We start from the raw sequence: 21,788 nt of genomic DNA on the forward strand, positions 1-21,788 counted from the left end.
TGGAAGGGTTTATTCTCATCTAAATCTATTTACTTTCCTCCAGATGAGATATATATTGGAAGTAATATAGATAATAAGAATTAGGAGGATAGACTATGAGAAAAATTCTAGTATGGATGATGGCATTTCTTTTAATGATCACGCTTCTTCCTGCCAAGCAGGCGGAGGCAAGTACGGGACATCACACCGTCAATGTGGAGACAACATTAAACGTGCGTGAAAACCCAAGCCCGAGAGCAAAAGTAATCGGTTCTCTCAAAAACGGAGCAGTCGTGTATGTGTACAATACAGAACCGGGTGGCTGGTCCAAAATCAAATACAACAACAAAGCAGGTTATGTCGCATCGGGTTATTTAACACCGAGTGTTTCTTCAACGCCAAACTCGGGCGGCGAGAAGGCCACTGTTACCGCTTCACCAAGCTTAAATGTAAGAGCGAATCCGAGCCCGAGAGCGAAAATCATTGGTTCACTGAAAAAAGGAGCCACCGTCTCTATATATGGAACGGAGCCGGGCGGCTGGTCTAAAATCATGTATAATGGCCGATATGCGTATGTGGCATCCGGTTATTTGAAAAAAGCCTCACAGGAACCTGTCTATTATTCTTACGGGGGATCTGCTTTCGCTGACGCGAATAACTTAAACGTACGGGCGACGGCAAGCAAGAACGGGAAAGTGATCGGCCAGGTCGATCGAGGATACGAGTTCTACGTTTATGGCACGATGTCGAACGGATGGGCAGAGGTTTATTACAACGGCCGGACCGCCTATGTAGCTACCCAATATTTGTATTTCTATTAAAAATAACCCGCCTTGCATAGATTGCAAGGCGGATTATTTCATCTTGTCATAAACATTTGTGTAAAGTACGACCCGTAGTCGCCGCCATCTACATACCCAATCCCGATTTCAGCAAAGCCTGGATTCAATATGTTTTGACGATGGCCGGGGCTGTTCATCCAAGCTTCCATCACCTGTACGGCTGTATTTTGTCCGGCTGCGATATTTTCGCCGGCAGACGTGTAAGTAAGACCGAAGTCCTTCATCATCTGAAACGGTGATCCGTATGTAGGCGACGTATGGTCAAAGTAATCTTGATTCCGCATATCTTTTGATTTCGCGCGTGCCACAAAGGAAAGATCGTTCGCCAGTTTAAGAGGCTGCACACCTGCGTTCATCCGTTCGTTATTCACAAGAAGAAAAATTTGCTGTTCAGTCGCATTGAATGTGAAATTTGGATCAATTTCATAGGTTGGTTCAGCTGGTGGTTCCGGCTCTGTACCGGGCTTTTGAAACTGCACAATATTGTACATAAAAATCGCCATCTGTCCTCGTGTGACGGTGCCGTCCGGATCGTAAAGGTTGTTTCCTACACCGGATGTGATGCCGGATGCAGCGAGGGCCTCAATATAAGGAGCGGCTTTCAAATGATCCGGTACATCTGCAAAGGGCTTGTCCATTTTTCCTTGCAAGCTGAACGCTTTTACAAGAATAATCGCCATCTCCGCGCGTGTTAATGGCCGATCCGGATAAAATTGATCATTCCTAGAAAAGACGCCTTGATTGGTGAGTTCTGCAATATACGGATAGGCCTTCTGGTTCGGTGAAATATCGGTGAAAGTCGATTTGATGGCAGTGTCAGGTGTGATGTTCATCATGCGGCCAACGAAAATCGCGCTCTGCGCTCGTGTAACGGGTTGATTTTGCCTGAATGTACCGTCGGGAAATCCAGAGATCACATCTCGCACGGTCATTTTTTCAATGGCTGTATAAGCTCTTTCATTTGGATAGACATCAGAAAACGAAGCAGCTTCTGCCGGTGTTGTGAGTAGGGAGGCTGTTAAAAGGGCGGCCATCATACGAGAAAAAATACGCCTTCTTTTCTTCATGAGTATTCTCCTTTACCATTATTTTCTTCTACTATATCATAAGATGACAGGCAAAAAACTTGATTTCTAGAAAAAAGAAGGAGAAAGAATAAAAAGAAGAGAGGTTTTCATTTGACAAAACTATTAATTGATGCAGACGGATGCCCGGTTGTGGACATTGCATGTGAAACAGCGAAAAAGTTTGATCTGCCCGTCGTTTTAATTTGTGATACTGCGCATGAAATGTCACGTCCTGGAGCAGAAACGATTATCGTTTCAAAAGGAATGGACGCGGTCGACTTTGTTCTCGTCAACCGTGTACAAAAAGGGGATATTGTGGTGACGCAGGATTATGGATTGGCGGCGATGGTGCTTGCGAAACAAGGCTTTGCGATCGACCAAAACGGCAGGCAGTATACCCCGGGAAATATGGATCAACTTTTATTGAGCCGCCATACAGCGAAAAAGATCCGCCAGGCAGGCGGCCGGTTGAAAGGACCGAAGAAGCGGCGGAAAGAAGACGATGCAGCGTTTGAAAAAAGTTTAACATCCATGCTTTCGAATAACTAGAAAAAGTAACCACCGTAGGGTTTTAAAGGATTTACGTAGGGTAAATGTAGGAGTAGCGCTTGCGCCTTTTGATATTTGTAGAAACTGTCGAGTCTGTGGGAAAATGAAAGAATAGTTTACAATTATTATTCAATTTGGAGGAATTAGATAAATGGCTTACCAATCAAAATCATCTCGTAAATTCGTAGCAGCAGCGGCAACAGCAACGCTTGTGGCAACAGCTGTCACACCAGCATTTGCGGCTGGATTTACAGATGTATCCGATCGTTACAAAGAAGCAGTAGATTATTTAGTAGAAAAAAAGATTACAAACGGAATTAGCGAAACGAAATACGGCACATCCGCAACGATTACACGTGTAGATGCCGCTGTATTGATTGCGAAAGCGCTTGAGCTTAATGTAGAAAATGCGAAAGATGCCGGCTTCACAGATGTACCGGACCGTGCATTAGCGTATGTAAATGCATTGAAACAAAAAGGCATTATTAACGGGAAAACAGCGACATCATTTGGTTCATCACAAAACATTACACGCGGCGAAATGGCGCTCATTATTGCGAGAGCCTATGACCTAGAAGGCAATAAAGCAAACCTTGCCTTTACAGATGTAGCAGATCGGTATGACGAAGCCGTTGCCGCACTTGTGGACAACAAAGTGACATTTGGCAAAACGGAAACGAAATTTGGCACAAATGATTCTGTCACACGCGGTGAATTTGCGCTTTTCCTTCATCGTTTAGCAACACCAGGGGAAGGGTCGGCTCCGGCTGTCACAAAAGTGGAATCCGTCAATGCAAAACAAGTTACTATCATCTTCAACACAGCATTGAATAAAGAGGCAGCGGCACAAAAAACGCTGTATACAGTGAATGGGGAAAACCCAACAGCGGTGAAACTTTCCGATGATCAAAAATCAGTCACGCTTACATACGCTGGCAGCATCGAAGCAACAGACGGCGTTGTGGTCGTGAATCCAATTGCAACCGAGCAAAAAGATGAAAATGGAGTCGTACTCAAAACAGCCAAGTACACATCTGTTTTCACGTATGAAGATACAGTCAAACCGACTGTAACGAATACGTCTTATACAAATGGCGTCATCACGCTGACGTTCTCTGAAGAAATTGGAACGAAACCGACTGTTGTTCGTGTAAACGGCACACCGGTGGCCAGTGATTCCATCAGCATTGATTCGTCCAATAAAACAGAAGTGCACATTGCAAGTGATCTGTCTGCAGGTTCATCGGCATCACTGTACGTAGCAGGGGCAAAAGATACAGCCGATGTTAAAAATGAAATGGACCTTTACAACGGTTTCGTATCAGCACCAACAGCAGATACGAATAAACCGCATGTAACAGACGTACAAGTAACAGGTCAAAATAAAGCGAAAATCACGCTGAGCGAAGCGGTGACGGAAGCGGAAATTAATGCAACGGTACAGCGTGGTGCGGACCAAACAGCGGTGAAACTAGTAAAAGATGCAGCGGATACGAGCGGTAAAACGTACACATTCACTGTTGACGTCAATGGTTCAGCGGCCGGCGATGGCATTTTCACCGATTCATCTGTAAGCGAAACGTTCACGCTTTATATTCAAAAAGATGCGATGACCGATCGTTCTGGTTTGAAAAATGATCTGTACAGCACGCCGCTAACACTCACAAAAGATACACAAGCACCATCCCTTGTTTCTTCAGAAGTAACAGCCGGCAACAAAAAATTGGCCCTTACCTTTAATGAAGCGGTCACGGTAAATGGTGCGGTGAATGCAATCGACATCCGCAACGAAGACGGAGTGAAATTCACAGCCATTGCGAATGAAAGCTCTTTGACAGAAGATAAAAAGACATTTGAAATCGATATTAAATCAGGAGACACAGCGATGGATGCAGGCACGTATGCCGTCACGCTTCCGGCTAATTTCTTCTCTGATGCGAATGGAAATAAAACAGGCGCCTTGACAGACAAATTCACTATCGGAACCGCAACAGGTGAAGATACGGAAAAACCGACAGCAACGGTGAACACAACAGGCAAAAATGAGTTTAAAGTGACGTTTAATGAAGAAGTATCAACGTCAGCTGTCGCGTTGTCGAACTACCGCCTTGACGGTCAAGCGCTTCCTGACGGAACGGATATTTATTTTAACGATTCATTAAAAAAAGAAGTAATCATTACCTTGCCTGAAGGTTCGGTGAACATCGGGGATCAAACGAACGGTGCTCCAGCCGTGCTTAGTGTTTCAGGTGTTGCGGATAAAGCAGGAAATGTGATTACAGCAGCAAACTTCGTTGTAAACGTGAAAGACAACACACCAGCTACCGTAACAGGTGTAGACGTGTACGGAGCGACCGTTGTCGTTCAGTTCTCTGACGTCATTGAATTGCCGATTGCGCCAACAGATGCCAACGATGTACTCAATATCACTGTTAATGGAACAGTTGTGGAAGCACAAAATATTACAACGGTTTCCGGAAACAACAAGGCATTGCAATTTACACTGGCAGCCGCTCCAGCAGCGAAACCGGTTGTAACTGTAAAAGAAGGCCAAGAAACATTGAAAGATGCGAATGGCGTCCTTGTAAAATAATTGCCTGGAAACAGTGTAACGAACCATTCTATCAGTATCCGAACATAAAAAAACAGCCATCCCGGTCAAGGGATGGCTGCTTTTGTTTTTTACATGCCTGTTGCTTTGCTAAGCAATTCGCTGCGGTGGCTTTCTTTCGTTGCTTCATAATCTGCTTTATATTGCTTCGCATGAGATTCGCTAAAGCCGTGTGCTTTTAGTTCACTTGTCAAACCCGTATAGAGCGAGTTAAACGCCGCATCTGTTTTTGATTCGACACTCGAAGCGGCACCGCTGTATTTTTGATAAAAATAAGCGGGATCCACTGTTTCACCGGATGCTTTTTTCTGTACATATTCGCCTTTCGCCTGGCTAATTAATGAGCCGAGCTGGGAATTAACCTGGCCTTCTAAACTTTGAAAAGAAGAATCATAGCGGGCTTTAATTGTCTCAACCGTCATCCCGGCAGGTGTCTCGTTCGTACCGCCTGTTTCACCAGTTGGTCCCGAACCAGAACCGGCATCTGGACTAGTAGAGCCGCCAGTTGCTTTATCCGGAGTACCGTCACTAGAACCGGTACTTGGATCCGTGCCGCCAGTAGAAGCAGCGGGCGTACTAGAATTGGAAACGCCGTTACTTGTGCTGCCTTTTTCTGTTGATACGGCAGCCGTATATTCCGGCGAAGCAAACCATTCTTCAGGACTCATCACGGCTCCGCCTTCTAATAGAAAGTTGCCGTCTTTATCAACAATAACCAGACCTTCTTCATCTTTTTGCGCGCCTTCTGGGATCGGTGTTCCTTCAGGATAAGCAATCGAATAAGGAGAATCAATAATTTCATCCACTTTTTCATCGGCTACATCGTATGTTTTCACCTTCGTAAAATAATACAAAGCCCCGCCTCCGACTAAGGCAAGAAACAAAACAACAAGGAGTGCTATTTTAATAAACTTCTTCAATCTACCATCCTCCATCAATAAGTTGTCATTTTTACCAGTATAGCATGAAAAAAATGAAAATAAATATTGATTGAACAATCTAACAAAATAGGAACATGTTTTTAACAATTGTTAAAATTTTGAAACAAAGTATTGATTTCATCTAGGGACTTCTGTATGATTTTAACTACAATTACGGGAAATTTTTCCTATAATCAAAGACTTAATAAAATGAAGAGGTGGCCACATTGGTAAAAAAATATCCACTCAGCAACAAAGCAGTAAAAGCTATGATTGCAGCGACCATCGCATTTACCCCAATCGCAACAACAGCTATCGTTTTTGATGCGAACAAAGTAGAAGCGGCACACGTACAGGATTCGGCCCATTTTAAAAGTGTAGCTGCATTCGAGAAATATGCCCTTGAAGTACGAGACGATTCGAATACAAGCGATGAAGTAGCGGATGCGTTGGATAGTCTTAATTGGGGAGCGGCTCTTAACCCCGTGTTCGATTCAAGTGCAACCCCGGCTCAAAAAGCGGCTGTAGCAGCTCTTCTTGAGTTACAAACGAGTATTTATACAGGGACGTACAAAAAAGGAGACTTACAAAAATTTATAACGAACCATAAAGCAGAACTAGGTAACTTGCCTGATAAAGAGTACATTACGTATTTAGGAGCGGTAGAAAAATCTACTCACGATCAAGTAGAAGATATAGCAGATGATGATGTAAACTACACGCATGCCATTTTTAACAGCATTGTCCATGCAGTGAAAGAGGCTGATCATAAGGGCATTCGTCAACATGTATCAGACGTGCTCGTTATTACAGACGTTAAGATGAAAAACGTCGTCTCGAACATTCAAGGACATTTCACTGCGAACAATGTAACGAGAGCGGAACTGAAAACAGCCATGATATTTGCTGGAGCAGCTTGGCTAGCAAACTATGGAGCTCGCCATGGTGGACATGGAATTCCAGACACACCAGACCGTTCAGATGATGACGACGGTGAAGTAATACCGCCGTCTAATCCAGGCGATGACGTGAATGTTAAACCAGTTATTGTTGACAATGGAGGCACATTGACAGCAACCATTCCAAGTGCGCTTCAAACACAAATTTTGGCGAGTGTAACAGCCCAAACGCCTCAAGTAGTGATTACGATTCCGGCAAGTACTGATGGCAAACCAGTCGCCGTTGATATTCCAGGATCGCTTGCTGCTGCCATTAAAGGAGCAGCACCGAATGCGGATATCGTCATCAATGTAGGGGAAACAAGCTATGTTCTTCCATTATCACAAGTAAGTATTGCTGATCTTGCAGCTGTTCTTGGCGGAGACTTAACGCAAGTATCATTGCGCGTGACAATTGATCCATTAACGGAGTCGGAGAACAAAAATCTTCTTACGAAAATGCGGGCTAGCTTAACGACATCAACAGCCGCTTCTTCACAAACAAAAGCGGCAGCAGGCGAGAGTATTGTACAGGTTGCACCAGCAGTGGAATTTAAAGTGGAACTCGTTTCAGGCAATAAAGTGACTGAAATTAAAACGTTTGGTGATATTTATGTTGCACGTGAATTTGTCCTGAATAAAACAGTGAAGACGAATGGAACAACAGGTGTTGCCGTCGCAGCAGACGGTTCATTTACATCACTTCCAACAACCTTTAAAACAGAAGGCGGCAAGCAAATCGCGGTTGTTCGTGCACTGGCTAACTCGGATAAAGTGTACACCGTGGTTGAAAGCAACGTTACATTCCCAGACGTAGACAACAAGAAAAACTGGGCGGAGAAATACATCGAAACATTGGCGTCTAAATATATTATCTCAGGTACAACCGCTGGAACGTACAAGCCGAATGATTACATGACACGTGCGCAATTCGCGTTGCTGTTAAGCCGTTCGCTCGGTTTACCGGAAGTCGCTTATGACAAACGTTTTAAAGATGTAAAAGGCGATGAGTGGTTCAATGTGAATGGGGCATTGATGGCAGCTGTCAAAAGCGGCATCGTTGCTGGTAAAGCAGACGGCACATTCGCACCGAACGATCACATCACGCGTGCAGAAGCAGCGGCGATGATCGGCCGCGCCCTTAATCTTAAGAGCATCCAATTCGATTCTTCTAAATTGAACAAAACGAAGACATTGGCAGACTTTAAAGATGCGAAAGCAATCGGCGCTTCTACACGCGCAGATGTCTTAAAAGTCTACCAGGCGGGCATCATGGCTGGTGCAAGCAATGGCACATTCCAGCCGAACGAGTTCACAAAACGCGACCAAATGGCTCGCATTTTGGCTGAGTTCCTGATCAAAGCAAACTTGATGGAAAATATTAAATAAAAATAGGTCGAAAGGGTCTGATCCAGGCAATAGGCTGGATCAGACCCTATTTTTTTATAAAGTAACTAAAATTGACAATATAAAAAGATACTAGATTATGGTATAATGCCAGAGACTATCATTATAGGAGGCACTTTATGGAAGAAACTATCAGCCTGAAAGAACTGGCGGAAACACTGAAAAAAAGGCTGAAATTGATCGTGCTCATCACCATTGCAGCAGCGCTCATCAGCGGACTTATCAGTTACTTTCTTTTAACGCCAATCTATCAAACGTCGACTCAGCTGCTTGTGAATCAGACGAAAACGGAGCAGCAATTGTACAACGCAGGAGAAGTGCAGACGAACCTTCAACTGATCAGTACGTACAACGTGATCATGAAATCACCGGCTATTTTAGACAAAGTATCAGAAAATCTGGCACTTGATCTAACAGCCTCCCAGCTTTCTTCTAAAATCACCGTTCAAAGTGAACAAGATTCACAAGTTGTCAATGTGACGGTGCAAGATGAAGATCCTGGTATCGCTGCGGATATCGCCAATGAAACAGCGCGCGTCTTCCAAGCAGAGATCGTCAAAATTATGAATGTCGACAACGTTAGTATTCTTGCGCCAGCGGAAGTAAAAGAAAACATGTCTCCTGTAAAACCGCAGCCTATGCTGAATATCGCGATTGCGATTGTTGTCGGTTTAATGGCAGGTGTCGGTCTCGCATTCTTACTCGAATACTTGGATAACACGGTGAAAACAGAACAAGACGTAGAAAAACTGCTCGGTCTTCCAGTCCTTGGCAGTGTCACGACCATCCAAGTAAATGAAGGACCATCATCTAAATCATCTTCACAAACAAAACAAGCAGTAAGAGGTGAATCGATTGGCTCTTAAACGGAAAACGAAAACAACGGCAGCACCCGGTTCTGCGAAACGGAAACTTATTACATATACCGATCCGAAATCGCCTATTTCCGAGCAATACCGGACGATCCGGACGAACATATTATTCTCATCTGTTGACCAGTCGCTTCGCTCCATTCTTGTTACCTCAACAAGCCCGGGAGAAGGGAAGTCGACAACGATCGCGAATTTGGCGGTTGTCTTTGCCGATCAAGGCAAAAAAGTGCTGCTCGTGGATGCAGATTTGCGTAAGCCGACGATGCACTACACATTCGGTCTTCAAAATACATTCGGCTTAACGAATATTTTAACGAAACAAACAACATTGGATGCAACGGCCGTGCAGTCAGACATTGAAAACTTATCTATTTTAACATCAGGCCCCATTCCACCCAATCCAGCTGAACTGCTTGGTTCATTCTCGATGAAAGAATTTCTGGAACATTCACTCGAACAATATGATTTTGTGTTATTTGACACGCCGCCCGTTTTAGCTGTGACCGATGCGCAAGTGCTCGCGAATCAATGCGATGGCACAATCCTTGTTGTGAACAGCGGCAAAACGGAAATTGACGGGGTACAAAAAGCGAAAGACTTGCTGCAGTCGGTAAAAGCGAAGCTGCTTGGCGTTGTCTTAAACAACCGCACGATGAAAGACTCCAGTTATTACTATTATTACGGAAAAGAGTAACTATTATTTAATTTTTGTAAATTTTCGAAAAAATTCTACAAAATACCAAAATTCATGCTATAATCAGTGTACATTCGAAGGGGGGTGCGGTGATCATGGTGGACATTCACAGTCATATTTTGCCAGGATTAGACGATGGAGCGGCAGATATAGTCGAAAGCATCGAAATGGTGAAACAGGCGTCGCAGGAAGGCATTCGAATGATTGCCGCAACGCCTCATCATAAAAACGGACGGTATGAAAACGAAAAAGCAGCTGTGGAAGCAGCTGTTTTAACCTTGAATAAACACCTGTATAGAGCCAGCATCGACGTTACGATCTATGCCGGTCAGGAAGTACGGATGTACGGGGAATTGTTGGAAGATTATGAAAATAATAAACTGTTGCCTGTTGCCGGGTCATCCTATATGCTAATTGAGTTCCCTTCGAATGGCATTCCGGCGTTCGCGGAACAAGTACTGTTTGACATGCAATTAAAAGGGATCACGCCGATTATCGTACACCCGGAGCGTAACACAGCGATCAGTGAAAATCCGGACAAGCTATATACACTCATAAAAAATGGGGCACTCTCCCAAATCACCGCTGCGTCTGTTAATGGCCAATTCGGCAAAAAAATTAAACAGTTATCAATGCAGCTTATCGAAGCGAACTTAACCCATTTTATCGCATCAGACGCACATAATACATCAACACGCGCTTTCGGGCTTAAACAAGCATACGACGCGATTGATCCAGATTACGCCGCATACTTTAAAGAAAATGCGGAAATTGTGCTAAACGGCGGCCACATCATGAAAGAACAACCACACCATGTTGCCCGCAAAAAAAAATTCCTTGGTCTATTTTGAACTAATTGCTCATTACATAACAAGTATACGAAAAAAGAGATCGGTAATGTCTCCTCACCGCTATCAATGGAGGCACTCGGTCACACTGTGGGTTCAGCAGGACAGACTGGACCTTAGACGCAACTGTCGTCAAGAGTGTGGTGTGAGGACGGGTTAGATGCCCGATTTATTATTACACACAAACAATATGGAAAAGACAGCTAATAAAAGCGCATTCATTTTTGATGTGTGTGCTTTTATTAGCTGTTTTGCATTTTCTATCTATTATTATGAAAGAGGTGAAGCGGTATTGGCTTATCAAAAAAGAATGTCCTTTTTAATCGGACTTGATTCAGCCATCGTTTTATTTTCCATTTATATCGGCTACTTTATTTTGCATCCGTATATGAATATATACAGTCCAAGCACACTATTGGCCAGTTCCATTGCACTGCTTGCCAGCCATCATTTTTTTGCGGCGATTTACCGGCTTTATCATAAAGCGTGGGAATACGCGAGTGTGCGGGAATTGATCGCGATTGCTAAAGCGGTCACGTTTTCCATTTCAGTCACAGCGATTGTCCAGCTAGTTGTGTTTCAAGATGCTTACGTCCGCGTGCTGCTCGTTACATGGATGCTGCATATTTTATTAATCGGCGGTTCCCGCTTCTCGTGGAGAGTATACCGTGACCGATATATACGTAAAAATCATGACGACCGAAAGCGGACGATGATCGTCGGCGCCGGATCAGGCGGCTCGATGGTCGTCCGTCAGCTGTTAACGAATGAAGCTGAATTTGAACCGATTCTGTTTGTCGACGATGATCCGAACAAACTGCGCCTTGAAATTCACGGTCTGACTGTGGAAGGCACAACACGCAACATTCCATTGCTCGTCAAAGAACACGACATTGACAACATTATCATTGCGATTCCATCACTAAAGCGTCAGCAAATTAATCACATTTACGAGCAGTGCGCCAAAACAGATGCAAAAGCGCAAATTATGCCGCTTATTGAAGATGTCATCACGGGCAAGCTGTCCGTCAGCAGCCTTCGCGACGTGGCGGTCGAAGATTTACTTGGCCGTGACCCGATTGAACTTGACATTGAATCGATTGCCGAAAAGATCACAAGCAAAACGGTGCTTGTCACCGGAGCAGGCGGCTCGATCGGCTCGGAAATTTGCCGGCAAATTAGCATTTTTAAACCGAACAAACTCGTTCTCGTCGGCCACGGCGAAAACAGCATTTATCAAATTGATATGGAAATGCGCAACAGTCACGGAGATTCAATTGAAATCATCCCGGTCATCGCGGACGTTCAAGACCGCGAGCGCATGTTTGACGTGCTCGGCACACATCGTCCCGACGTCGTCTACCATGCGGCTGCACATAAACACGTGCCGCTTATGGAGTACAACCCGAAAGAAGCGGTCAAAAACAACATTTTCGGCACGAAAAACACCGCCGAAGCAGCCGCTGCCGCCGGCGTGAAACGATTCGTACTCGTCTCAACCGACAAAGCCGTGAACCCAACGAACGTCATGGGTGCCACAAAACGCGTCGCCGAAATGGTCATCCAGCAGCTCGACCGTGAATACGACACAACATTCACAGCCGTACGATTCGGCAACGTACTCGGCTCACGCGGATCAGTCATCCCGCTCTTTAAGAAACAAATCGAAGCAGGCGGCCCGCTTACGGTTACACATGAAGACATGACACGCTACTTCATGACGATCCCAGAAGCATCAAGGCTTGTTATCCAGTCAAGCGCACTCGCACGCGGAGGAGAAATCTTCGTCCTCGACATGGGCGAACCAGTCAAAATCGTCGATCTGGCACGCAACTTAATCCGACTATCCGGATACACAGAGGAGGAAATCGGAATCCAATTCTCTGGACTCCGCCCAGGCGAGAAAATGTTTGAGGAACTGCTAAACGAGAATGAAGTGCATCCGGAGCAAATCTTTCCGAAGATTCATATCGGAAAAGCAGGGCTTGTGGAAGGGGAGATTCTTTGGCGGTTTATTAGCAGTTTGCCGGATAAGGAAGCAGGTTTATTGAAACAGCAGCTGATTGAGATTGCCAATACGAAAGAGGAAATTCAACAAATTATGGAAAACTGTGTTGTATAATACACGCTTAAAATTATTGAGTATTCTTAGTTGATTAAAAAGGGGACTTTGTGCGACCTATTAAAAAAATTTAAGTTAAATGAGTACTCTTATTAATAATAAATGGTCAGGTGAAAAATGAAAAATAAAGTATACAAATGTTATAAATATATGAATTTCTTCTATGAAAAAAAAATTCCAATAATACCTAATTTAATAATGAGATATATAAGATTGCGTTTTAGTTGCTATATACCATTTTCTTGTAAAATAAATGAACATGTTACATTTCCTCATGATGCTTTAGGGATTGTTATTCATGAACATGCTGTTATTGGAGAAGGATCAAAAATTATGCACAATGTAACTATAGGAGGAAGAAATGGCAGTGTAGGTGCCCCTAAAATAGGTAAAAATGTTTTTATTGGAGCAGGAGCTGTCTTGTTAGGTGACATAGTTATAGGTGATAATTCCAATATAGGTGCTAATGCAGTAGTTTTAACCTCTGTTCCTGAAAATTCTACAGCTGTGGGAATACCAGCAAAGGTTGTTAAAAGCTCATCGCGAGGTGAAAGATGAATAAAGTTTCTGTTATAATGGCGGCATATAATTGTGAAGAGTATGTAGGAGAAGCCATTGAAAGTATACTAAATCAGACTTACTCTAATTTTGAATTGATAATTTGTAATGATGCCTCAACGGACAATACTTTAGAAATATTAAAAATGTATCAATCAAAAGATTCTAGAATTAAGATTATAACTAACGAAAGAAATCTTAAATCGGCTGCTTCAAGAAATAAATGCATAGAGCTATCAACAGGAGATTATATTGCAATCCAAGATTCAGATGATACTAGTGATTTGATGAGGCTAGAAAAACAAGTGAACTTTTTGGAAGAAAACAATCAAATTGATTTTGTTAGTAGTGGAATGAAATGCTTTGACGAAACTGGTGTATATAGTTCCATTTCACAAAAAAAATTTCCAAGTAAAAAAGATTTTCTCAAAAATGTACCTTTTTGCCATGGGAGTACAATGTTTCGAGCGATACCTCTCAAAAAGTTAGGCGGCTATCGTGTTTCAAAGGATACTATTAGGGGTCAAGATGCTGATCTTTTTATGCGTTTATATTCAGAAAAGTATATTGGAGCTAACATACAAGAACTTTTGTATAATTATCGAGAAGGAAATCAAGCTTTTAAAAGAAGGAAGTATAAATATCGCATTTCTCATTTTAAAATTAGAATTACAAATTTCAGGAAGATGGGTTTATTTCCTGTGGGTATTATTTATGCCTTTAGACCACTATTAATAGGTTTAATTCCTCGTAGGTTACTTTTAAAGCTAAAAAGAATTAGGAGTATCTAAAAAATGAAAAAAGAAATTGTTATTATATCAGGATCTCTGAAAAGTGGCGGGGTACAAAAAAGTCTGATCAATATGCTAAATGAAGTCGACTATGAAAGATATAAAGTCGACTTAATTCTATTAAATAAGGAAGGGGAATTAAAGGAGTACCTTCCTAAACAAGTAAACTTATTGGAAACACCAGAAATACTAGAGATGTTTCAAATTAATAAAAAGCAGCTGCATACAAATATCTTCAAGTTTTTTAAATATTTTAAATTAAAAGGAAGTTTGATCTATCTAAAAGAGATAAACAAAGGTCTGATTGAAAAAAATATGGCAGTTGCACGTCAAAGATTGTGGGTTAGTTTACAAGAAGATATACCTAAACAACCTCTTAAGTATGATACAGCAATTTCATATCAAGGAGGTTTGGGAATGTATTTTTTAACCAGTTTAATTGATGCGAGAAAAAAAATAATGTGGATTCATAATGACTATAGAGTGCTGAAAAGAGATAATTCAATTGATGAGATTTATTTAAAGAAAGTCGACTGTTTTATAGCTGTATCTGAAAAATGTAAAGAAATTTTCAGTGAACTATTCCCTCATTCTTCAAAAAAAATTAATGTAATACATAATATCTCATCAAAGAAACAAATTGAATTATATAGTTTGGAAGAGATAACAGAAATAAAAAAAGAAAATGGCCTGTATAATATAGTTTCTGTAGGCCGGCTTGATCCTAATAAAGGATTTGATTTAGCTATTCCTGCAATCAATAAATTAATAGATGAGGGCTACAAAATTAAATGGTATATTATCGGAGAAGGGCCTTCGAGGAAAAAAATAGCTAATTTGATTAAAAAACATAGTCTTGAAAAAAATATTTTTTTATTAGGAATGAAAAAGAATCCATATCCATATGTAAGGGCAGCAGATATTTTTCTTCATCCATCTAAATTTGAAGGCAAGTCGGTTGCAATTGATGAAGCAATGCTCTTAGCCAAGCCGATAGTAGTAACCGACTACCCTACAGTTCATGACCAAATTGTGAATGAAGAGACTGGAATTATTGTACCGATTAGCGTCACGGGTATTTACCAAGGGGTTAAGCTATTATTAAACAATAAATTACTTCGTAAAGCTCTCTCGGAAAACCTATCTCTTAACTACAAAGGAAATGAAAAAGATATAGAAAAAGTATATAAAATTATAAACTAGAAATGGGGGTGAATTAAGATTAAAGTTAATAAAAAAAAAGCTAACGTATTAATATTTCATATAGTATTCATATTGTTAAGTGCGCTTATTTTTTATAATCAGATTAACAGTATGGAATATGAAAACGTATCGGATAATAAACTTTTTTTTCTTTCTTGGTATAATAATTTAACATTGATTTGGTTGTTATATTCTTGGAGAATAGTTAACAAGCAAATACTTACACCTTATATTTTATTTATGTTTTCTTGTTATATATTTTTCACAGGTCAAGTCCTGCTATATTCCTTGGGTTTAAAATACGAAAAATATGATTTATTTACTTTATTTAATAATGAAGAATTATCATTGGCGGTAATTTTCACAATTTTATCTTTGCAATGTATACATTTAGGAGCAATTTTAGTTGTTGAGGCAGGAAAAAAGGAAGAAGTTTATAAAACTAAATTAACAAATATATCATTAATTAATTCAGTGAAATTTGTAGGTTTATTTTTAGTTTCGATTTCCTTTTTTCAATACTTTTATTATGATATTAGTTTAGCTTATAAATCAATTACCAGTGGTTATGGAAGTTTATATAAAGAGGATACAAATGCTGCATCAATTTTTGTCTCACTTAAACTTTTTTTTATACCAGGGATTTTATTGCTAATGACAGTATATAAGAATAATCATCTTATTACTAAGTTCATTTTATCAATACTAATCTTTTCAGTTTTAATAGGATATCTAAGTGGAGGTAGAGGAACCGCAACAGCGTTACTTGTAGTTATTGTGTGGATCTGGCATGTTCAAATCAGTCCCATCAGAGGAAAAACTTTTTTTTCACTTACTTTTTTAGGACTGATATTAACTAGTTTTCTATCAATTATTGGAGAATATAGAAGAGAGACAGAAAAAGGTTTAAGTGAATTTCTTTATTTTACTGCTAGAAGTTTTAAAGAAGAAAATCTACTTGTTAATATTATTGGAGAGTTAGGCTCCTCGATATTTCCTTTGGTGAAAATAATGGAACTTTTCCCAACATATTTTCAATATAAATTTGGATTAACATACGTTTATTCCTTTCTTATGATACTTCCGGATTTTGTGCGTATTGACAACTTTGAAGATACTTCTATTACTTCTCCAGCGAGGTGGTTAATGTACACATTAGATATGACGTATGGTCCGGGTTTTTCATTAATAGCAGAGGCGTTTATGAACTTTGGATGGTTAGCTTTATTATTTTTAATTCTTTTCGGTAGTTTAATAGGTCTAGTGTTTAAGAACTTCGGTAGAAATTTAGATGAGCGGCTTGTTTATAATGTTTTCATAGCGGTTATGCTATACCATCTTATATTCATGGTGCGTGGAACTTCTACTTTATTTTTTAGAAATGAAGTTTATTTTGTATTTTTCCCTGTCTTTTTAATCTTTTTGTTAAAAAATACTCTGTATCCTAATTATAGAAAGAAAGCAGAGGGATATAGAAGAGGAGATCAAATTGTTAAATGAATCAAAATTATTTATCAATAAACTAATGAAATTTTCTTTATCTACTTGGGTTTCTGCAGTAATAAGTATAGTTAGTATACCCCTAATTACTAGAGTTTTTGATCCTGTAGAATTGGGGAAATTTAATATGTTTATCATTGGAGCATCATTGTTTTCACAATTTGTCATATTTGCTATGGACAATAGTTATTTAAGATTTTACCATGAGCCCCCAGACAGTAGAAAAAGCTCTGATATTTTAATTCAATGTATATCATATGCTACAATACTTTGGGCATTATGTTCTTTTGTAATTATTTTGTATAAAGAGCCGCTATCACTTTTTTTATTCGGTGATATGAACTTTATGGCTATTTATTTTCTATGTATATATGTGTGCGGTTTTTTGATTCTAAGATTTCTAAATTTAACATTTAGAATGAGAGGAGATCATTTCAACTACAATCTACAAGCAATATCTATAGCGATTGTTCAAAAGTTATTATTTGTTTTGGTAATTTTTCTGAGCCCTACTTATAGTAATGCAATTATGTTACTTTCAATAGCTTTGTTCTGTCTTGCGTTGTTTTATCTTTTAAAACAAAGAAGAGTTTTTGACTGGAAAAACTTTAAATTCTCTCGTCAAGTATCTAAAGAGATAATGACTTATAGCATTCCTTTAGTACCAGTAAATATAATGTCCTGGGCCAATATTTATATCAGTAGTATAATAGTTCAAAAATACTTAGGATTTGAAAACTTAGCAATATTTAGTATAGCAATAACACTTGCTGCAATAATGAATTTATTTCAAATAGGGTTTAACAATTACTGGTCTTCTTATTATTTAGCGAATTATAAGAGCAATCAGGAATTCATTAAAAACATATCAACATATGTAAGTTGTTTAATGATTTTTGTTGGTATATTAGTTATTGTATTTCAAGATATAATTATAATGATCTTAGGAGAAAAGTATCGAGAAGCTGCTTTGTATTTTCCATTTCTGTTGATCACACCTGTTTTATATACGATTTTGGAAACAACTAGCATAGGTATAAATTTAAGTAAAAAAACGTATCTACATACTTTAGCAACTATAATTTCCTTATTGGTAAATATTGTAATATCTCTTGCTTTAGTCAAATTTTTGGGGATAATCGGGGTTTGTATAGGGAGTTTAGCAAGCATTTTAGTTCTCTTTATTTTAAAAACTTATTATGGTCAAAAAAATTATAAAAGTATTGAAAATTACGGTTATCTAATTATAAATTTGATAATATTGATGGCTATGCCAATAATGAATTATGTATTATATGAAAATATATTATTAAAAAGTTGCATTTTAATAATAATAACAATATTTTTTATATGGTTTAATAAAAAAATATTTAAAACAATTATTGATATTCTATATACCTTTTTTAAAAACAAGAAATACAGGAGGGTTCAATGAAAAAATATTTAATTACAGGAACCGCTGGTTTTATCGGCTCTCATTTATCAAAAAAATTACTTGAAAACGGTTATTCTGTTATCGGAATTGATAATTTAAATGATTATTACGATGTGAATTTAAAGCATTCTCGTCTTTCTTTATTAGAAAACGAGAATTTTTATTTTGAAAAAGCAAATTTAGAGGATCGTGGCGCCATAAATGCAATCTTTGAGAAGTATCAACCAGATGCAGTAATTAACTTAGCTGCACAAGCAGGAGTTCGATACAGTTTAGAAAATCCACATGCTTACATTGATTCTAATATCGTTGGGTTCACTAATATTTTAGAAGCATGTCGTCATAATAAAGTAGGTCAATTGATTTACGCATCTTCAAGTTCTGTTTATGGTGCTAACACGAATCTTCCTTTTTCTGTGCATGATAATATTGACCATCCAATCAGCTTATATGCAGCAACGAAAAAAGCAAATGAATTAATGGCTCATACATACAGTCACTTGTTCGGTTTGCCGACAACAGGACTTCGTTTCTTTACGGTGTATGGTCCATGGGGTCGCCCTGATATGGCATTATTTTTATTTACAAAAGCCATTATTAAGGGTGAACCGATTAAAGTGTTTAATAATGGGGAAATGATGCGTGACTTTACATACGTAGATGATATTGTTGAGAGTATTTATCGTCTTGTACAGCGCAAACCGGAACCAAATCCTAATTGGGATGGAAACGCACCTGATCCAGGGACAAGCTATGCACCTTATAAAATTTACAACATTGGTAACAACAGCCCAGTTAACTTAATGGACTTTATAGGTGCGATTGAAGAAAAACTAGGTATTGAAGCGAAGAAGGATTTTATGCCTTTGCAAGCTGGTGATGTACCTGCAACATATGCGAATGTGGAAGACTTATATCGGGATATCGATTTTAAACCACAAACATCGATTAAAGATGGTGTTGGTAAGTTTGTTGATTGGTATATTAACTATTATGGGGTGAAATTATAATGAATCGTAAAATTGGAGTTGTAGGGTTAGGTTATGTAGGTCTACCGGTGGCAGTGGCTTTTGGAAAAGAACATGATATTGTTGGTTTTGATATTAACCAGCATCGTATTGAAACACTTTTAGATGGTGTTGATTATACAAATGAAGTAACAAGTGAAGAGTTACAGGCAGCAAATATTATGTTTACAAGTAATCCATCTAGCTTAGCTGAGGTGGATTTTATTATCGTTGCTGTTCCGACACCGATTAATGAGCATAAGCAGCCGAACTTAACGCCACTACTTAAAGCATCGGAAACCGTCGGTGCAAACTTGCAAAAAGGTACTATTGTTGTTTATGAATCAACCGTTTATCCAGGAGCCACTGAAGAAGAATGTATACCTGTATTAGAAGCAAAATCGGGATTAAAAGCTGGAGAAGACTTCTTTGTTGGTTATTCACCAGAACGTATTAATCCTGGGGATAAGGAACATACATTTACGACAATTACTAAGGTTGTATCGGGTCAGAATGATGAAATCCTTGAAGTTGTAGCTGACGTGTACAGTTCCGTTGTGAAAGCAGGGGTACATAAAGCGAGTTCCATTAAAGTAGCAGAAGCAGCGAAAGTGATTGAGAACACACAACGTGATGTGAACATTGCGCTTATGAATGAATTAGCTCTTATTTTTGATCGACTTGAAATTGATACATCAGAAGTGTTAAAAGCAGCGGGTACGAAGTGGAACTTCTTGAACTTTACTCCGGGACTTGTTGGCGGACATTGTATCGGTGTTGATCCATATTATTTAACACATAAAGCAGAATCAGTAGGGCATCATCCAGAGGTTATTTTAGCAGGTCGCCGAATTAACGATAACATGGGTAGCTTTATAGCAACATCACTTGTGAAAAAGATGATTCATAATAATCTTCAAGTGCAGGGTGCGAAGGTGACAGTGCTTGGTTTGACATTTAAAGAAAATGTTCCCGACTTGCGTAATTCAAAGGTTATTGACGTCATTCGTGAACTGCAGGAGTTCGGAGTGGATGTACAAATCACGGATGCACAGGCAGACAGCAAAGAAGCAGAAGAAGAATATGGTGTTAGTTTAGTTGACTATAGTCAATTAGAAGCGGCTGATGCCGTTGTATTTGCGGTTTCTCACAGAGAGTACATTGAAGCTGGTTGGGGTCAATTTGGGAATTTGTTGAAAGATGGAACAGGTATCGTTGTTGATATTAAATGTGCACTTGATCAATCAACTTGCCCAGAAGGCATTGATCTTTGGAGATTATAAAATGGCGTCAAAAAAGATTTTGCAAATTTGTGCTATTGATTTAAGTGTAGATGCGCTTTTAAAACCGCTTATTCTAAGGTCTATGCATGAAGGGTATGAGGTTCATAATGCTTGCACAGACACAGGAAGGTTTGAACGATTAAGAAAAGAAGGATTAACAATGATTGATATTAAAATTGATCGTGAAATTAGTCCCTTGAAAAATATAAAGTCTATTATGAGCTTATATAAACTTATGAAAAAAGAAAAATATGATATTGTGCATGTACATACGCCTATAGCAGCATTGCTTGGGCGTATTGCGGCTAAACTTGCAGGTGTTGGGAATATTATTTATACGGCACATGGCTTTTATTTTCATGATGAAATGTCAACTAAGCAATACAAGTTGTTTTACAATATTGAAAAATATGCAGCTCGGTTTATGACAGACTGGTTACTTTTACAGAGTAAAGAGGATTATGATCTTGCTATAAGGGATCGATTTGTTTCGGAAGAGAGGACTATTCATTTAAGTAATGGTGTCGATATCACGAATAAGTTTAATATGGAGTTATTTTCTTCGGAGCGGTTAGCTGATTTACGGCAAACTTTAGATATAGAAGAGAATGACTTTATTTTTGCGTTTATTGGGCGATTAGTGAAAGAAAAAGGCGTTTTTGAATTGCTGGAGGCTTTTACAAAGTTAAGCAAGGAGAATAAAAACGTAAAACTACTCATGATTGGCGGACTGCTTGAGAGTGAGAGAGATCAGGAAAGTTATCAAAAGCTTGAACGTTACTTACAGAATGATCAAGTTCTGTCACTAGGATTTCGAAAAGATATTCCAGACCTTTTAGCTGTATGTGATACTTTTATACTCCCATCTTATCGTGAAGGATTGCCCCGGTCTATTATTGAAGCAATGGCTATGAAAAAGCCTATTATTGCAACTAATATTAGAGGATGTAGAGAAGAAGTGTTTGATGATGTGAATGGTTATCTTGTTGAGAAAGAAACAGCCGAATCATTGTATGAAGTGATGAAAAGAATTAGTAGTGGTAAAGAACTGGCTGTTAAGATGGGGCTTGAGAGTCGAAGAATAGCAGAAGAGTTATTTGATGAAGAGAAAGTGCTAATGAAGCAGGTAAGTCTGTTTAAAACAATAACACGATAGCAAAAA

Annotated in this window: 18 protein-coding genes; 16 read left to right on the forward strand and 2 right to left on the reverse strand. The window is 39.3% G+C overall.

All coding sequences use genetic code 11. From position 1 onward, the window contains the following. Positions 1–95: 95 nt before the first annotated feature. Positions 96–800 (forward strand): SH3 domain-containing protein, encoded by a 705-nt coding sequence (locus ACZYRN_RS06035; protein WP_488910630.1) that lies wholly within the window; start codon positions 96–98, stop codon positions 798–800. A 38-nt stretch (positions 801–838) separates the two neighbouring features. Here the strand turns inward: ACZYRN_RS06035 and ACZYRN_RS06040 are convergent, their stop codons facing one another. Then, positions 839–1,888 carry an S-layer homology domain-containing protein gene (locus ACZYRN_RS06040; protein WP_488910631.1) on the reverse strand — a complete coding sequence of 350 codons (1,050 nt, stop codon included), beginning with the start codon at positions 1,886–1,888 and terminating at the stop codon, positions 839–841. A 111-nt stretch (positions 1,889–1,999) separates the two neighbouring features. On the opposite strand from ACZYRN_RS06040, the gene ACZYRN_RS06045 reads away from it, so the two are divergent. After that, positions 2,000–2,437 (forward strand): YaiI/YqxD family protein, encoded by a 438-nt coding sequence (locus ACZYRN_RS06045; protein ID WP_488910632.1) that lies wholly within the window; start codon positions 2,000–2,002, stop codon positions 2,435–2,437. Between the two features lie 151 nt (positions 2,438–2,588). Continuing rightward, a complete protein-coding gene (locus ACZYRN_RS06050) occupies positions 2,589–5,030 on the forward strand; it encodes an S-layer homology domain-containing protein (RefSeq protein WP_488910633.1) in 2,442 nt (813 codons plus the stop codon). 89 nt (positions 5,031–5,119) lie between these two features. Here the strand turns inward: ACZYRN_RS06050 and ACZYRN_RS06055 are convergent, their stop codons facing one another. Continuing rightward, positions 5,120–5,968: a hypothetical protein gene (locus ACZYRN_RS06055; RefSeq protein WP_488910634.1), complete on the reverse strand. Its 849-nt coding sequence runs from the start codon at positions 5,966–5,968 to the stop codon at positions 5,120–5,122. A gap of 227 nt (positions 5,969–6,195) precedes the next feature. Between ACZYRN_RS06055 and ACZYRN_RS06060 the strand changes: the two genes are divergently transcribed. From ACZYRN_RS06060 to ACZYRN_RS06120, 13 genes are all read left to right on the forward strand, one after another. After that, positions 6,196–8,295 carry an S-layer homology domain-containing protein gene (locus ACZYRN_RS06060; RefSeq protein ID WP_488910635.1) on the forward strand — a complete coding sequence of 700 codons (2,100 nt, stop codon included), beginning with the start codon at positions 6,196–6,198 and terminating at the stop codon, positions 8,293–8,295. A gap of 137 nt (positions 8,296–8,432) precedes the next feature. Continuing rightward, positions 8,433–9,179 carry a YveK family protein gene (locus ACZYRN_RS06065; protein ID WP_488910636.1) on the forward strand — a complete coding sequence of 249 codons (747 nt, stop codon included), beginning with the start codon at positions 8,433–8,435 and terminating at the stop codon, positions 9,177–9,179. Then, positions 9,169–9,879 carry a CpsD/CapB family tyrosine-protein kinase gene (locus tag ACZYRN_RS06070; RefSeq protein ID WP_488910637.1) on the forward strand — a complete coding sequence of 237 codons (711 nt, stop codon included), beginning with the start codon at positions 9,169–9,171 and terminating at the stop codon, positions 9,877–9,879. The genes ACZYRN_RS06065 and ACZYRN_RS06070 overlap by 11 nt, the downstream gene beginning before the upstream one ends. 95 nt (positions 9,880–9,974) lie before the next feature. Further along, positions 9,975–10,730, forward strand: a complete 756-nt coding sequence (locus ACZYRN_RS06075) for a tyrosine-protein phosphatase (RefSeq protein ID WP_488910638.1) — start codon at positions 9,975–9,977, stop codon at positions 10,728–10,730. 289 nt (positions 10,731–11,019) lie between these two features. After that, positions 11,020–12,849 (forward strand): polysaccharide biosynthesis protein, encoded by a 1,830-nt coding sequence (locus ACZYRN_RS06080; RefSeq protein ID WP_488911119.1) that lies wholly within the window; start codon positions 11,020–11,022, stop codon positions 12,847–12,849. A gap of 117 nt (positions 12,850–12,966) precedes the next feature. Beyond that, a complete protein-coding gene (locus ACZYRN_RS06085; protein WP_488910639.1) occupies positions 12,967–13,407 on the forward strand; it encodes a serine O-acetyltransferase in 441 nt (146 codons plus the stop codon). After that, entirely contained in the window at positions 13,404–14,198 is a 795-nt protein-coding gene (locus ACZYRN_RS06090; protein ID WP_488910640.1) for a glycosyltransferase family 2 protein, read from the forward strand. The genes ACZYRN_RS06085 and ACZYRN_RS06090 overlap by 4 nt, the downstream gene beginning before the upstream one ends. A 3-nt stretch (positions 14,199–14,201) precedes the next feature. Next, the gene (locus ACZYRN_RS06095; RefSeq protein WP_488910641.1) at positions 14,202–15,401 is read left to right on the forward strand and encodes a glycosyltransferase; all 1,200 of its coding nucleotides are present in this window, start codon (positions 14,202–14,204) and stop codon (positions 15,399–15,401) included. 60 nt (positions 15,402–15,461) lie between these two features. Next, positions 15,462–16,901: an O-antigen polysaccharide polymerase Wzy gene (gene wzy / locus ACZYRN_RS06100; protein WP_488911120.1), complete on the forward strand. Its 1,440-nt coding sequence runs from the start codon at positions 15,462–15,464 to the stop codon at positions 16,899–16,901. Beyond that, complete coding sequence (locus tag ACZYRN_RS06105) at positions 16,891–18,336, forward strand: lipopolysaccharide biosynthesis protein (protein WP_488910642.1); 1,446 nt, start codon at positions 16,891–16,893, stop codon at positions 18,334–18,336. The genes wzy and ACZYRN_RS06105 overlap by 11 nt, the downstream gene beginning before the upstream one ends. Further along, on the forward strand, positions 18,333–19,346 hold the full coding sequence (locus ACZYRN_RS06110) for an NAD-dependent epimerase (protein WP_488910643.1): 1,014 nt from the start codon (positions 18,333–18,335) through the stop codon (positions 19,344–19,346). Before ACZYRN_RS06105 ends, ACZYRN_RS06110 begins: the two co-directional genes overlap by 4 nt. Next, a complete protein-coding gene (locus ACZYRN_RS06115; protein WP_488910644.1) occupies positions 19,346–20,626 on the forward strand; it encodes a nucleotide sugar dehydrogenase in 1,281 nt (426 codons plus the stop codon). Before ACZYRN_RS06110 ends, ACZYRN_RS06115 begins: the two co-directional genes overlap by 1 nt. Beyond that, positions 20,544–21,782 carry a glycosyltransferase family 4 protein gene (locus tag ACZYRN_RS06120; protein WP_488910645.1) on the forward strand — a complete coding sequence of 413 codons (1,239 nt, stop codon included), beginning with the start codon at positions 20,544–20,546 and terminating at the stop codon, positions 21,780–21,782. Before ACZYRN_RS06115 ends, ACZYRN_RS06120 begins: the two co-directional genes overlap by 83 nt. Positions 21,783–21,788: the final 6 nt, after the last annotated feature.

This window comes from Domibacillus sp. F004, assembly GCF_057814295.1.